The organism is Seonamhaeicola algicola (assembly GCF_007997385.1).
GTDB classification, from domain to species: Bacteria; Bacteroidota; Bacteroidia; order Flavobacteriales; family Flavobacteriaceae; genus Seonamhaeicola; species Seonamhaeicola algicola.
The window spans coordinates 334,092-347,993 of record NZ_VOSC01000012.1 but is presented as its reverse complement, the minus strand read 5'-3'; the positions used below and the strand labels follow the sequence as shown (position 1 = coordinate 347,993).

At 29.3% G+C, this 13,902-nt stretch carries 13 protein-coding genes and 2 tRNA genes; 7 read left to right on the top strand and 8 right to left on the bottom strand.

Going from position 1 to position 13,902, the window contains the following annotated elements; translation table 11 throughout:
* The first annotated feature begins 66 nt into the window (after window positions 1-66).
* Window positions 67-1,584: a glutamate--tRNA ligase gene (gltX, locus tag FUA26_RS03995; RefSeq protein ID WP_147131874.1), complete on the top strand. Its 1,518-nt coding sequence runs from the start codon at window positions 67-69 to the stop codon at window positions 1,582-1,584.
* A gap of 15 nt (window positions 1,585-1,599) precedes the next feature.
* The gene (locus FUA26_RS03990; RefSeq protein WP_147131871.1) at window positions 1,600-2,550 is read left to right on the top strand and encodes an SGNH/GDSL hydrolase family protein; all 951 of its coding nucleotides are present in this window, start codon (window positions 1,600-1,602) and stop codon (window positions 2,548-2,550) included.
* A gap of 1 nt (window position 2,551) precedes the next feature.
* Here FUA26_RS03990 and FUA26_RS03985 read toward each other — a convergent pair whose 3' ends face one another.
* Window positions 2,552-3,235: a hypothetical protein gene (locus FUA26_RS03985; protein WP_147131869.1), complete on the bottom strand. Its 684-nt coding sequence runs from the start codon at window positions 3,233-3,235 to the stop codon at window positions 2,552-2,554.
* 69 nt (window positions 3,236-3,304) lie between these two features.
* Between FUA26_RS03985 and FUA26_RS03980 the strand changes: the two genes are divergently transcribed.
* Window positions 3,305-4,231 (top strand): SPFH domain-containing protein, encoded by a 927-nt coding sequence (locus FUA26_RS03980; protein ID WP_147131866.1) that lies wholly within the window; start codon window positions 3,305-3,307, stop codon window positions 4,229-4,231.
* A 93-nt stretch (window positions 4,232-4,324) separates the two neighbouring features.
* Here FUA26_RS03980 and FUA26_RS03975 read toward each other — a convergent pair whose 3' ends face one another.
* From FUA26_RS03975 to FUA26_RS03965, 3 genes are all read right to left on the bottom strand, one after another.
* Window positions 4,325-4,531: a hypothetical protein gene (locus FUA26_RS03975; RefSeq protein ID WP_147131863.1), complete on the bottom strand. Its 207-nt coding sequence runs from the start codon at window positions 4,529-4,531 to the stop codon at window positions 4,325-4,327.
* Between the two features lie 70 nt (window positions 4,532-4,601).
* Window positions 4,602-5,759 (bottom strand): GNAT family N-acetyltransferase, encoded by a 1,158-nt coding sequence (locus FUA26_RS03970; RefSeq protein ID WP_147131859.1) that lies wholly within the window; start codon window positions 5,757-5,759, stop codon window positions 4,602-4,604.
* A 71-nt stretch (window positions 5,760-5,830) separates the two neighbouring features.
* Window positions 5,831-7,825 carry a glutamine--tRNA ligase/YqeY domain fusion protein gene (locus FUA26_RS03965; protein ID WP_147131856.1) on the bottom strand — a complete coding sequence of 665 codons (1,995 nt, stop codon included), beginning with the start codon at window positions 7,823-7,825 and terminating at the stop codon, window positions 5,831-5,833.
* Between the two features lie 216 nt (window positions 7,826-8,041).
* Here FUA26_RS03965 and folB point away from each other — a divergent pair, with 216 nt between their 5' ends.
* The 4 genes from folB (at window position 8,042) to FUA26_RS03945 (ending at window position 9,300) form a co-directional block, all read left to right on the top strand.
* Window positions 8,042-8,413, top strand: coding sequence for a dihydroneopterin aldolase (folB, locus tag FUA26_RS03960; protein ID WP_147131853.1), 372 nt, complete (start codon window positions 8,042-8,044; stop codon window positions 8,411-8,413).
* Between the two features lie 90 nt (window positions 8,414-8,503).
* Window positions 8,504-8,575 (top strand) — tRNA-Cys (locus FUA26_RS03955).
* Between the two features lie 75 nt (window positions 8,576-8,650).
* Window positions 8,651-8,720 (top strand) — tRNA-Cys (locus FUA26_RS03950).
* Between the two features lie 127 nt (window positions 8,721-8,847).
* Window positions 8,848-9,300, top strand: a complete 453-nt coding sequence (locus tag FUA26_RS03945) for a ubiquitin-like protein (RefSeq protein WP_147132633.1) — start codon at window positions 8,848-8,850, stop codon at window positions 9,298-9,300.
* Between the two features lie 39 nt (window positions 9,301-9,339).
* Here FUA26_RS03945 and FUA26_RS03940 read toward each other — a convergent pair whose 3' ends face one another.
* From FUA26_RS03940 to FUA26_RS03925, 4 genes are all read right to left on the bottom strand, one after another.
* Window positions 9,340-10,038 carry a LysE family translocator gene (locus FUA26_RS03940; protein ID WP_147131850.1) on the bottom strand — a complete coding sequence of 233 codons (699 nt, stop codon included), beginning with the start codon at window positions 10,036-10,038 and terminating at the stop codon, window positions 9,340-9,342.
* A gap of 126 nt (window positions 10,039-10,164) precedes the next feature.
* A complete protein-coding gene (locus tag FUA26_RS03935) occupies window positions 10,165-10,839 on the bottom strand; it encodes a head GIN domain-containing protein (RefSeq protein ID WP_147131847.1) in 675 nt (224 codons plus the stop codon).
* 76 nt (window positions 10,840-10,915) lie between these two features.
* Window positions 10,916-11,218, bottom strand: a complete 303-nt coding sequence (locus FUA26_RS03930) for a heavy metal-binding domain-containing protein (RefSeq protein ID WP_147131844.1) — start codon at window positions 11,216-11,218, stop codon at window positions 10,916-10,918.
* A gap of 23 nt (window positions 11,219-11,241) precedes the next feature.
* Entirely contained in the window at window positions 11,242-13,473 is a 2,232-nt protein-coding gene (locus tag FUA26_RS03925; RefSeq protein ID WP_147131841.1) for a ribonuclease R family protein, read from the bottom strand.
* Window positions 13,474-13,902 lie beyond the last annotated feature (429 nt).

Below are 13,902 nucleotides of genomic sequence, written 5' to 3'. Positions count from 1 at the left end.
TTTATTTACTACACTGTTTATAATTATGTGTTAATTGTATCTTTGTGGCAAATTTAAACTATTAAAATGACCAAAAACGTAAGAGTGCGTTTTGCACCAAGCCCAACCGGACCATTGCATATTGGTGGCGTAAGAACCGCCCTTTTTAACTACTTATTTGCTAAAAAACATGGCGGCCAATTTATTTTACGTATTGAAGATACAGACCAAAACCGTTATGTTGAAGGTGCTGAAAATTATATTATTAACGCATTAAATTGGTGTGGTATTCCGCTTGATGAAGGACCAAATAAAAATGAAAAATTTGGACCATACAGACAAAGTGAACGCAAGAATTTATACAAGCAATATGCTGAAAAACTTATTGCTAACGGCAATGCATATTACGCTTTTGATACTGCCGAAGCATTAGATTTTCATAGAAAAGACCACGAGGCTAAAGGCAAAACATTTATCTATAATTGGCATAATCGTTTAAAATTAAGTAATTCATTAGCGCTTTCTGCTGAAGAAGTAAAAGCTAAAATTGAAGCTGGCCATGATTATGTAATTCGTTTTAAATCGCCTCAAGATGAAACTCTTCATCTGAAAGATATTATTAGAGGTGATATTAAAATTGATACAAATATACTAGATGATAAAGTACTTTTTAAAAGTGATGGCATGCCAACCTATCATTTAGCAAATATTGTTGATGACCACTTAATGGAAATATCACATGTAATTCGTGGTGAAGAATGGTTACCAAGTTTGGCACTACACTACCAATTGTACCAAGCCTTAGGTTGGGAAGCACCACAGTTTGCACATTTACCATTAATTTTGAAACCTACCGGAAAAGGTAAACTAAGTAAACGTGATGGCGATAAATTAGGCTTTCCGGTATTTCCTTTAGAATGGACAGACCCTAAAACAAATGATGTTTCAAGAGGTTATAAAGAAGATGGTTACTTTGCCGATGCCGTTGTAAACTTTTTAGCTTTTTTAGGTTGGAACCCTGGTACAGAACAAGAAATTTTTAATCTAGAACAACTTATTGAAGCTTTTGATTTAAAACGCGTAAATAAAGCTGGTGCTAGATTTGATCCTGATAAGATAAAGTGGTTTAACCACCATTATATGCAGCAACAAAACAATGCCATTATTGCTGAACAATATAAACCCATTGTTGATAATGCTATTAACAGTAATATTGATGTTAACTACATTGAAATGGTTGTAGGCCTAGTTAAAGAACGTGCAACATTTGTAAGTGACCTTTGGGATTTAAGTCATTTCTTCTTTAAAGCACCTGAAAATTATGATGAAAAAGCATCAAAAAAAGCATTTAAAGAAGATACTAAAACTATTTTAACTACAGTTGCTGAAATTATTAATAATACCAATGATTTTACTGTTGAAAATCTTCAAAAAACAGTAAAAGGTTGGATTACTAGTAACGAAATAGGTTTTGGTAAAGTAATGATGCCATTGCGCTTAGCCTTAGTTGGCGCTTTACAAGGACCCGATGTGTTTGATATTATTTACTTAATTGGTAAAAATGAAACCATTTCTCGTATAAATACTGCTATAAAATCAATTTAAAACCATAACATTATTATGAAGCGTTTATTATTTTTAACAACATTATTAGTAATTATTTCATGTAGTAAAAACACAAAACAAACTAATTTACCGCTTCACAATAAAAAAATTTTAATACTTGGAAATAGTATTACACAACATGGTGGTTATGTTGATTTTTTAGAATATTACTTAAGAAAAAATTACCCAACAGATACTTTAAATATTATAAGCATAGGCTTATCAAGTGAAACAGCCTCGGGAGATTCTGAGGCTGCTCATGCGTTTCCTAGACCATGCATTCATAACAGATTAAATAACGCCCTACAAAAAACCAAACCAGATGTAGTTTTAGCGTGCTATGGTATGAATGATGGTATTTATTCAGAATTAGATAGTACACGTTTTAATAATTATAAAAACGGTATTTTAAAACTAAAAAACGATGTTGAAGCAACTGATGCTAAACTAATTTTAATTACACCAACACCTTTTGATGCAAGTAGAAAAAATGTTGTTGAAAACCGTGATAGCTACTCATATATTCAGCCTTATGCAAAATATAATAATGTACTTGATACCTATGCAAATTGGTTAACACACATTGAAAATGTACAAGTAATAAACTTGCATACTTACATGAATACCAAACTAAAATTATTGAAAGAAACCTACCCAGATTCTACATTTATTCCAGATGGTATTCACCCAAATAAGGTTGGTCATTTCTATATGGCTAAAAAAATTCTAAATGATTTGTATCCTGAAATTTCCATTGATAATGCTACAAACGAACTTAATGATTTACAAAACAACACGCTTTTTAAACTGGTAAAATTAAGAAGAGCTATTCGTTCAAATGGATGGTTAAAATATGTGGGCTATATTAAAAAAGATACTGTAAAACTTAAAAATATTATTCCTACTGAAAAACACGTAAACGATTTAAACTTGAAAATTTCAGAAATTTTAAAAACAAATAATTAGTTTAAAACGAAATTGTAGCACCAAAAACCATCATACTTTGGTTACCTTTAAAACGGGCATTACCACCCGAAGTATCTAAATTTTTATTTTCTAAGTTTTTCAAAATATTGGTAAAACCGTATATATATTGTCCACGCAGTTTAATATTTTTTATACCAACCGAAGCACCAACTACACCATTAAAATTAAATTTAGATATATCTGTAATATCATCTGCCATTAAGGTATTGTAGTTAGTTATGTAGTAATTTTTTTCAGTATCATCTTTAAGCTCTAAACTACTGTTGTATTGTATCATTGGGCCAACATCAATAGTAAAAATATTTTCAACAACTTTAATATTAGCTAATAAAACAGCCTGTACTTTCATAAGCTTGTAATCAATAAACGTATGGTTTGCAGAGATTAAATCTTGTCTTCCTGAAATTCCTAAGGTATTTTCAGCAAATTGCAAACCAAAACCAATATTATACCATTGGTTAGGTATATCTACAGTGGCTAAAAAACCAGCTGCAAAACCATTACCAGCTTTGGTTTCAAAATTATTAGTAACAATATCAAATTGACTATAACCACCAGAAATTGAAAAACCGTTGGTTATTCTATAATTTCCACGTTGTGCAAAAGTTTTTGTAACAAAAGTTAGTAAAATTACTACTAATAAGAAACGTTGTATTTTTTTCATTCTCTTTTGGGTTAAAGCGTAAATATAACTTAAATTAGTAACACATTATAAATCAATTAAATTTCTACCATGGGCTATCTTATTTATCCAATTATTTTTTTCGGATTAATTATTTTAATCTCTTCATTTTTTATTGTGAAACAACAAACAGCTGCTATAATTGAGCGTTTTGGAAAGTTTCAAAGTATTCGTCATTCTGGTTTACAACTAAAAATTCCAATTGTAGATAGAATTGCAGGTAAACTAAGTTTAAAAATTCAGCAACTAGATGTTATTGTTGAAACCAAAACTTTAGATGATGTTTTTGTACGCTTAAAAGTATCTGTTCAATATAAAGTAATTAGAGAAAAAGTGTATGATGCGTTTTATAAGTTAGATTATCCGCATGATCAAATTACAAGTTACGTATTTGATGTTGTGCGTGCCGAGGTGCCAAAAATGAAGTTAGATGACGTATTTGTTAAAAAAGATGATATTGCTATTGCTGTAAAATCTGAATTAAATGATGCCATGATGGAGTATGGTTATGATATTATTAAAACCCTAGTAACAGATATTGATCCTGATGCACAGGTAAAAGCAGCCATGAATAGAATTAATGCCTCTGAGCGTGAAAAAATTGCAGCTCAGTACGAAGGTGATGCTCAACGTATTTTAATTGTTGAAAAAGCAAAAGCCGAAGCTGAAAGCAAACGTTTACAAGGACAAGGTATTGCAGACCAACGTAGAGAAATTGCTCGTGGTTTAGAAGAATCGGTTGAAGTTTTAAATCGTGTTGGTATTAATAGCCAAGAAGCATCAGCATTAATAGTTGTAACCCAACATTATGATACACTTCAATCTATTGGTGAAGAAACTAACAGTAATTTAATTTTATTACCAAACTCTCCACAAGCCGGTAGCGATATGCTAAATAACATGGTTGCTAGTTTTACAGCAAGTAACCAAATTGGTGAAGCTATGAAAAAACAAAAAAAGAAAAATGACGACGCATAAATAATAAAAAGAAACCACAAAAAAAACGTCATTATGAGCTTAAAACTACTTACTCATAATGACGTTTTTTTATAAAATATTTAAAACTCAATTTTAGTTTTTATATTTATCAATAAGCGTTTTTAAAGTATTTTTATAATTTAATAATTCATCAGTATTAATACGTGATGTGTTTAAATTTTGTGATGATATTGTTATCCTATTTTCATCTAAATACTTTTGTAACTCCGGATAATTATCTTCAATTTTTCTTGTTAAACTAGTAATTTCACTAAGTAATTTATTGTCTGTAGAATTCATATAGCATTATTTTTTGTTTGAAATAATATAATGAATTTACAAACCAACTTATCTTAAAAAGTTATTAAAATTACTTAAACGGATGCCTTTCTTCCCAAGTTCTAATTGGGTTCATATATTTAACTACACATTTTAAAACCGTATTAGCAATTAAGTGGTTAGTGTGTTTTAAATATACATGCATTGTATGAGGTTTAGCACCAATAGAACTTTTAATTTCCATAGCGGTTCTGGCATATACAATGGTTTTAAAACTATTATCAATACCATAACAAGCCATATTAAACAGCATATTTAAATACAATTGATGCTTTTGTTGTAAGTGTTTATTATACCCTAAAAAGTATGTTTCTAAAATGGTATTATTTAAAATTAAAGAATAAAAACCAATAAGCTCATTATTTAAAAAATACCCAAACATTTTAAAGTCTTGTTTTAAATGTGTTTTAAGACTCAAAAAATGATTTTTAGGAAGTTTAAAGGAATTTACCCTGGCGTTATCTGAAACTTGCTTATATAGCTTGTAAATAGTTTCAGTGTTTGCTTTAATAAAGTCTAAACTTAATTCTTTGCAAACTAATTGAGCACTTTTTTTTCGGGCGGTGGTGTAGCGTCTTTTATATTTTTTATTAAATGCCGCAACATAATCATTAGTGTTAGTCCAAGTAGTGTTAACATGAAATAACATGTTTGGTTGCACTTGTACTTTATATAAATTTTGACTTTTGAAGAATGTTGTATTATTATGAATTTTATCGTCTTCAAAATAATCTTTAAAAACAATAATTCTAACTTTTTTATTAAAGGTTTTTTTAATGTAAACTGAAAGTTGGCTTATAGCATTTTTAATGGTATTTAAAAATGCTTTTAGAGAAATTACTTCATAATTATACCAAATTCCATGTTGGCCTGTATGCATTAAATTGCCAACTACCAAACCGTTACCACGAACAAATTTTGATACTAAACCTTTACCAACTTGTTTTATAAATGTGTTTGATGTATCTCTAAAAACATCATCTAAATACATTTGTACACGTTGTATTATAGCAATACCAACTAGGGTATTATTTTTATAAACTGCTACAAAATATGATGAAATATTACTTGGTAAAGCCTGCTCTAATGCTTTTAAAAAAGGTGTTTTTAAAAAAACATCATTAACAGGTAATGCATCCCATTCATTAGGAATTTCATTAACGGTATTGTAAATTTTAAAATGTATCAACTAAAAATAAAAAGACCGAAGTTAAACACTTCAGTCTTAATTTATATTTAAAAATTACATAAAATTATTAATTATAACAATTGGGCTTCAGCCACTAATAATTCATTTTTATCTTCTAAAGCTTTAGCAATAAAAGCATCAATAGCTTCATTTTTAGCTAAACCATTTTTTAATAGAACACTTAAAGCTAATGCTGTAGCAATACGTGTACCTACTTTTTTTGCTGCAGTATTAAATAATGGCTCTAAATCTTCGTAAGAAACATTTTCGGCTAATTTTAAAATTTCAGCTTTTGTTTTTTCTTGTTTAGCTTCGGGTAAATTAGTGTATTTTTTTCCTAATTGTTTAATAACATCAATAGCTTTTCTATCAATTTTAGTTTGGTTTACTACTGGTTTTTGTGTGTTATTTTGTGCAGGTTTTTTCTTTGCCCAAGTATCTCTTAACCCAACTGTTTTGTTAAATACAAGATTATTGGGTGTTGAAACATCATCAACATTAAAATAACCTAAGCGTTGAAATTGAAACCTATCTCCTACTTTAGCTTCTGTTAAACTTGGCTCAACAAAAGCTTCAATAAGTTTTAAAGAATTAGGGTTTATAAACTCCATAAAATCTTTGTCTTGGTGGCCATCTGGGGCTTCATCCATAAACAATCTATCGTATTCTCTAACCTCAGCTTTTATAGCATGTTTTATTGATACCCAATGCAAAGTACCTTTTACTTTTTTTGATGTATCTTCAGAGTAAGTACAATGTATTTCGGTAATGTTTCCGTTGCTATCTTTAATTACACTTTCAGCTTTAATAATGTAGGCATTTTTTAATCTAACCTCACCACCTAATTTTAATCTGAAAAACTTACTACTAGCTTCTTCTTTAAAATCTTCTTTTTCAATGTATAATTCTCTAGAAAATGGTACTTTTCTATAACCAGCAGTTTCATCTTCCTGATTATTTTCGGCTTCTAACCACTCTACTTTATCTTCAGGATAGTTAGTAATTACCAATTTAACAGGGTTTAAAACAGCCATAACTCTTGGTGCTGTTTTGTTTAAATCTTCACGTATACAAAATTCTAAAAGCGAAACATCAATAACATTATCACGTTTTGCAACACCTGCGGTTTCAACAAATTTTCTTAATGCATTTGGTGTATAACCTCTGCGCCTTAAACCAGATATGGTTGGCATACGTGGGTCATCCCAACCATTTACAACACCATCATTAACTAATTGGAGTAGTTTACGTTTACTCATTATAGTGTAGCTAAGGTTTAAACGTGCAAATTCGCGTTGTTTTGGGCGTAATTTATCTTCATCAACAACTTGATCTAAGAACCAATCATAAAGTTCTCTGTGAGGCTTAAATTCTAGTGAGCATAAGGAGTGTGAAATTTGTTCAATGTAATCACTTTCTCCATGTGTCCAATCATACATTGGGTAAATACACCAATTATTACCCGTTCTATGATGATGCTTTTTTAAAATTCTGTACATGATTGGGTCTCGCATTAACATATTAGGGTGTTGCATATCTATTTTTGCTCTTAAAATATGTGCGCCTTCATCAAACTCACCAAGTTTCATTCGGTTAAATAAATCTAAATTTTCTTCAACCGATCTATTTCTAAAAGGACCATCAACACCAGGTTGTGTTGGTGAACCTTTTTGTTGTGCCATAGCCTCACTACTTTGCGAATCTACATACGCTTTGCCTTCTTTTATAAGTTTAATGGCCCAATTGTATAATTGCTGAAAATAATCTGAAGAATATAATTCTTTATCCCATTTATAGCCTAACCAAGCAACATCACGTTTAATAGCATCAACGTATTCCTGCTCTTCTTTTGCAGGGTTTGTATCATCAAATCTTAAATTTACGGGAGCGTTATATTTTTCGCCTAAACCAAAACTTATGCCAATTGCTTTAGTGTGCCCAATGTGCAAATAGCCATTTGGTTCTGGTGGAAACCTAAAACGTAATGTGTTTTTAGACATTCCGTTAGCTAAATCTTCTTCTATAATTTGCTCAATAAAATTGAGTGGTTTTCTTTCCTCAGACATTGTAAAATGTTTTTCTATCAAATAAGAGCCAAAAATACGTGAATTTTTTCATTTAAAAACTTTAAAAAAACAAATGAAAACAAGCTTGTTTTTATATTGTTATTACATAAGTAAAGCTATATTTTTTAAAATTTTATTAAAAAATAGTTTTACAAAAGAAAATTACACAAAATCAACCTATTTTAGCCCTTATAAGTATGTATTTTTTATAAAATAATGGGCGTAATTAAAGTTGAAAATATAAAAGTTAATGCTTACCACGGATGTTTAAAAGAAGAAACTCAAATTGGTAGCGAATATAGAGTTGATTTAGAAATAAAAGCTAATTTACAAACCTCAGCAAAAACTGATGCTTTAAGTGATACTGTAGATTATGTTTTTTTAAACCGTATTATAAAAGAAGAAATGGCCATACCATCAAAACTACTAGAAACCGTTGCCAGACGCATTTTAGATAGAATTTTTAATGAAGATGCTATGGTAAAAAAAGCAACGGTTTGGGTAAGTAAAATTAATCCGCCAATAGGTGGCGATGTGGCTTGTGTAACGATAAAAATGACTGATAGGCGAAAAAATAAATTTAAGTAAGAAAAAGCAATATTTTTTTTTACATTTGCAGCGTTGTTCTTGACTCCCTCAACAAGAAAACTATATCAAAAAATTTAGATAAAATAAAAAGGCGTCATGGCCGAGTGGCTTAGGCACAGGTCTGCAAAACCTGGTACAGCGGTTCGAATCCGCTTGACGCCTCTAGATTTTTTTAAATTTATATTCTTGATTCTACCCTCACAAGAATACTAATAGCACGAAATAAAATACTAAAATGGCGTTGTGGCCGAGTGGTAGGCACAGGTTCGCAAAACCTGGTACAGTGGTTCGAATCCATTCGACGCCTCAATTAAACTTTCAGTTTTAAACTGGAAGTTTTTTTTATAATAAACATAAACCCTAACAATTAATAACACATGAAAAAACTTTACACTTTATCTCTATTTCTTCTTATGTCTTTTAACCTGTTTTCTATGCAAATTTTTGTGAAGCTAGAGTCTGGTGAAACTATTACTTTAGATGTTGAAGCTAATGATAGTGTTGAAAATATTAAAGCTAAAATACAGGATAAAGAAGGTATTCATCCAAACAATCAAACACTTATTTTTGCTGGTAGACAACTTGAAGACGGGAGAACGCTTGCCGATTATAATATTCAAAAAGAAAGTACACTTAATTTAATTGTTTCTTCTTTAAATACATTAACAATTAAAAAAAATAATACAATTGTATATCCAAATCCTTGTATTGATCGTTTGTACATTTCTGACACATCAGCAAACAAAACCTATACTATTTATAACGTTTTAGGAACAAAAATAACTAGTAGCAATGTAACAAATAACTACATAAATATAGCACATTTAAAAAGTGGTATGTACTTATTAAAACTAAATAACTATGTAACACAATTTGTAAAGAAGTAGTATTTTTAATTTTATAAATAAATAAATAAAGCTTTCAGTTTACCCTGGAAGCTTTTCTTTTAATGGTTCAATACGTTCTTCAAGCTTTTCTTTGTTTTTATTATAAGCTTCAGGGAATAAACCTTGTGCTAATAGTAAAATACCAAAGCCTAAAATAACTAAGGCCACAATTTTTTTTGTTTTAAAAATTAAACGTGGTGTGAGTTTATTTTTAAGGCGTTTTGCTACTATAATTTTTAAAATATCAACAAATAAATATACTACTAAAATAGTACTTAAAAAAACTACTACACCTTGTTTAGATTCGGTTAACGTATTTGCTAAAACAATAAAAGCTACCCAACCTAAAAGCACACCAATATTTATAAAATTTAAAAGAAATCCTTTTAAAAAAAGTTTTCCGTAGCCTTTTTTTATTTCAACTTTATGATATTCTCTAACAATTTCTCTGAACGATTTTGAAGTTTTTATAAATGATATTAACCCATAAACTATTAAAAGTACGCCACCAAAAATTAAAAAATTAGGATCATCTTTTACCTTTTCCAACAATTTATTGGTACTAAAAAAAGCTATTATTATAAAAATAACATCGGCTAAAATAACGCCTAAATCAAATATTAAGGCACTTCTAAAGCCTTTTGTGGCACTGGTTTCTAAAAGTACAAAAAACACAGGGCCAATTGTAAAAGCAAGTACAATACCAAAAGGGATAGCAGCTAAAATATCATCAAACATAGAATTTAAAAGCTTTACGCAAAGTAAATAAATATTTTATGATTTTTTTTACAGATACTAACTTGTTATTAAAAATAAAACCATGCAATGCATGGTTTTTAGTTATTTTATATTTTTTTTTGAAATTTATTGCATGCGTTTAACTCTGCCACCAAGTGCTTTATTTTCATTTACAGTTTTTGGATTACCGTAAATAAACACATCACCACCTGCTCTAATTTTTACATCTACTACATCTTTAGCGTTTACATAAGCTTCGCCAGCGGCTCTAACGGCTACTTCGGTTGTATTGGTGTTTAAAGTTTCACCTTTATAAATTCCGCCAGAAAATATAGATATATTTTGACTTTTAGCATTACCTGAAACTGTAATACTACCACCTGTAACCGATTTTATATTAGCATAAGTAACATTTACTGGAATTTTAATTTTAGCGCCTTCTTGGGCTTTTAAATCTATTTCAAACTGTTTTATAGTATCATCAGAGAAAACATTGGCGCCTTCATTTACATCAATAATATCAACTTTTGAGTAGTAAAGCTTAATATTAGTTTCATTACCATCAAAAATTTCTTTTAAACTCATTTTTATTTTAAGCGTACCATTTTTATTGTTTATTAATACGTTATCTTTATTTTTTCCGGTAATAACTACTTTATTTTTGTTTGAACTTATAAGCTCTACATTTATTAAATCGTACACTTTTAATTCACTAAACTCCCCTATTTCTTTTTCTATTGATTTTTGTGAAAAAGTTAATGAAGTTGTTAGTATTAGTACTAATGATAATATGCGTTTCATATGAAGTGTTTTTAATTTAAACGTAAAATTATCAAGAATTATTCCGTTGTAAATTAACTTTAAGAAAACTTTTGGATTAAACAGCAATTTTTACTGCAGTACCTGTTACAGATACTAAAATAACACCTGTAGAATCTGATGTTTCAATATCTAAATTAATTCCAACTACGGCATTTGCTTGTAATTTTTGAGCATTTTCTTTTAAATTTTGAAAGGCTTCTTCTTTAATATCATTCAATCTAGTTTCAAAAGATTGGTAGTACTTTTTCATATTAAAACTTAATGATACTTTAGGCATTTTTACACTTACACCTGTTACAATACCTAAATAATTTTCAATTTTATAACCCTCAATAGTTTGTGTTGTAGTTAAAATCATTTTTTTTGAATATGTTTTTTGGTTTAATCTTCAGGTTTACCAACTAATAAAAAATCTAAATGTTTTTTAACAAGGTCTGTGTTTTTAACTTTAACAATAACCTCATCACCTAATTGGTACATGTTTTTAGTGTTTCTGCCAACTAATGCAAATTGACTTTCATCAAAGGCGTAATGATCATCAGTAATATCTCTAACACTTACCATGCCTTCGCATTTATTTGAAATTATTTCAACATAAATTCCCCAATCTGTAACACCTGAAATTACACCTAAAAAGTCTTCATTTTTATGATCTTCCATAAAACGAATTTGCATGTATTTTATAGAATCTCTTTCAGCTTTGATTGCTAAATTTTCCATGTTGCTAGAATGTTGGCATTTTTCTTCAAAAGCTTCTTCATTAGCTGTTTTTCCGCCATCTAAATAGTGTTGTAATAGCCTGTGTGCCATAACATCAGGATAACGCCTTATGGGCGATGTAAAATGCGAATAATAATCAAAAGCCAAACCGTAATGCCCTATATTATGAGTAGTATATTCGGCTTTACTCATGCTTCTAATTGTTAAAGTATCAACTAAATTTTGTTCTTTTTTACCAACTACTTCTTTTAATAAATTATTTAAAGAAGCGGTAACACTTTTGCGGTCTTGAAAATTTAATTTATAACCAAACCTGCTAACAATATTTTGTAATGCTGCTAATTTGCTATCATCGGGTTCATCATGAACCCTGTATATAAATGTTTTTTTAGGGTTTTGTTTTCCAATAAATTCGGCTACTTTTTTATTTGCTAGTAGCATAAACTCTTCAATAAGTTTATTGGCATCTTTACTGGTTTTAAAGAAAACCCCAACAGGATTTTTTTCTTCATCTAAATTAAATTTAACTTCAACTTTATCAAAAGAAATAGCACCATTACGCATACGTTTACTGCGCATTTTTTTAGCTAGTTTATCTAAAATTAAAACAGCTTGCGCAATATTAGGTGTGGTATTATAAGTTTTACCTGTTAATGAAACTTCTTGAGGTATAGTAGTTTGAATACTTTCTAATTGTAAAGCATCATTAAAATTTAAGTTATGGTTTTGCTCTATAATTGCTTGTGCTTCTTCATAAGCAAAACGTGCATCACTGTAGGTTACAGTTCTACCAAACCATTGGTCTTTTACTTCTGCTTTATCATTTATTTTAAAAACAGCTGAAAAGGTATATTTTTCTTCGTGCGGACGTAATGAACAAGCATTGTTTGATAAAATTTCGGGTAACATTGGCACTACTCTATCTACTAAATATACTGATGTGGCTCTGTTGTAAGCTTCATCATCTAGAACCGTACCTTCTTTTACGTAGTGTGATACATCGGCAATATGAATACCAATTTCAAATAACCCATTTTCAAGTATTTTAAATGACAGTGCATCATCAAAATCTTTAGCATCTTTAGGGTCTATGGTAAAGGTTAAATCTTTACGCATATCGCGCCTGTTTGCTATTTCTTGGTTGGTTATTGATGTATCAATTTTATTGGCATAATCTTCAACTTCGTATGGAAATTCATAAGGCAATCCGTAATCTGATAGAATAGCGTGAATTTCAGTGTTATGCTCACCTGGTTTTCCTAAAACTTTAACTATGCTACCAAAAGGAGAATCGGCATTTTCAGGCCAATCTTCAACTTTAACCAACACTTTATCGCCTTCTTCAGCATTAAACGTTTTATTAATTGGAACAAAAATATCTTTGTACATTTTTGGATTATCGGGCACTACAAACGCATAGTTTTTATGTATTTGAATAACACCAACATACTCACTTTTTTCGCGTTTAATAACGTTGGTAATTTCGCCTTCTAATTTTCCTCTTTTACGTCTTTTGTATAAATAAAATTCAACTTCATCGCCATGCAATGCTCTATTAACATTATTTGAGGCTATAAACACATCTTCTTCAAAAGCATCACAAATAATGTAACCAGAGCCTTTTGGAGTCATATCTAATTTACCGGTATGATACTCTGTATTAACAATGGCTTTGTATTTACCTCTATCTACCTCCTGAATTTCTTTTTTAGCAGTAAGTTTAACAAGTGTTTTTATTATTTGGTTACGGCTACTAGCATCATTTACTTGTAATTTAGCAGCTATTTGTTTGTAGTTAAAAGCTTGGTTACGTTCTTTTTTTAAAATACTTAAAATAGTATTTGTTAGATTAGGAATACCCTTTTTTGCTCTCCTTCTATTATTTCTTGCCATCCTAATGGATATTTTTTAAATCAATATAATACGCTAAAGATATTAAGTTTTAACTAAAGACCATGTTAAATTCTTTATAAGCTACTTTTAATTAAAAAAACAGTTATCCACATTATATATTATAATATCTTTTTCTTTTAAAAATTTAAAAAAAATAATGATGGTTATTATAGTGTGTTAATAACTGGTATAACTTTTTTAAAGTTTACTTTGAAAAGTATCTTATTTAATTTTATTGATAGGAAATTAACACATTATTTTTAGGTTAACTTATTTATTTTTAAGTAATTTAGTATTGCTATTAACAGTTGTTAACAACATTATTAAACACCTTTTTTTTAATAATTATATTACTTAACATTGGTTAGTAATGTACATTTTAGTGCTAATAACTTAACAGAAAATTTACATTAACTAATTTGGCTGTTA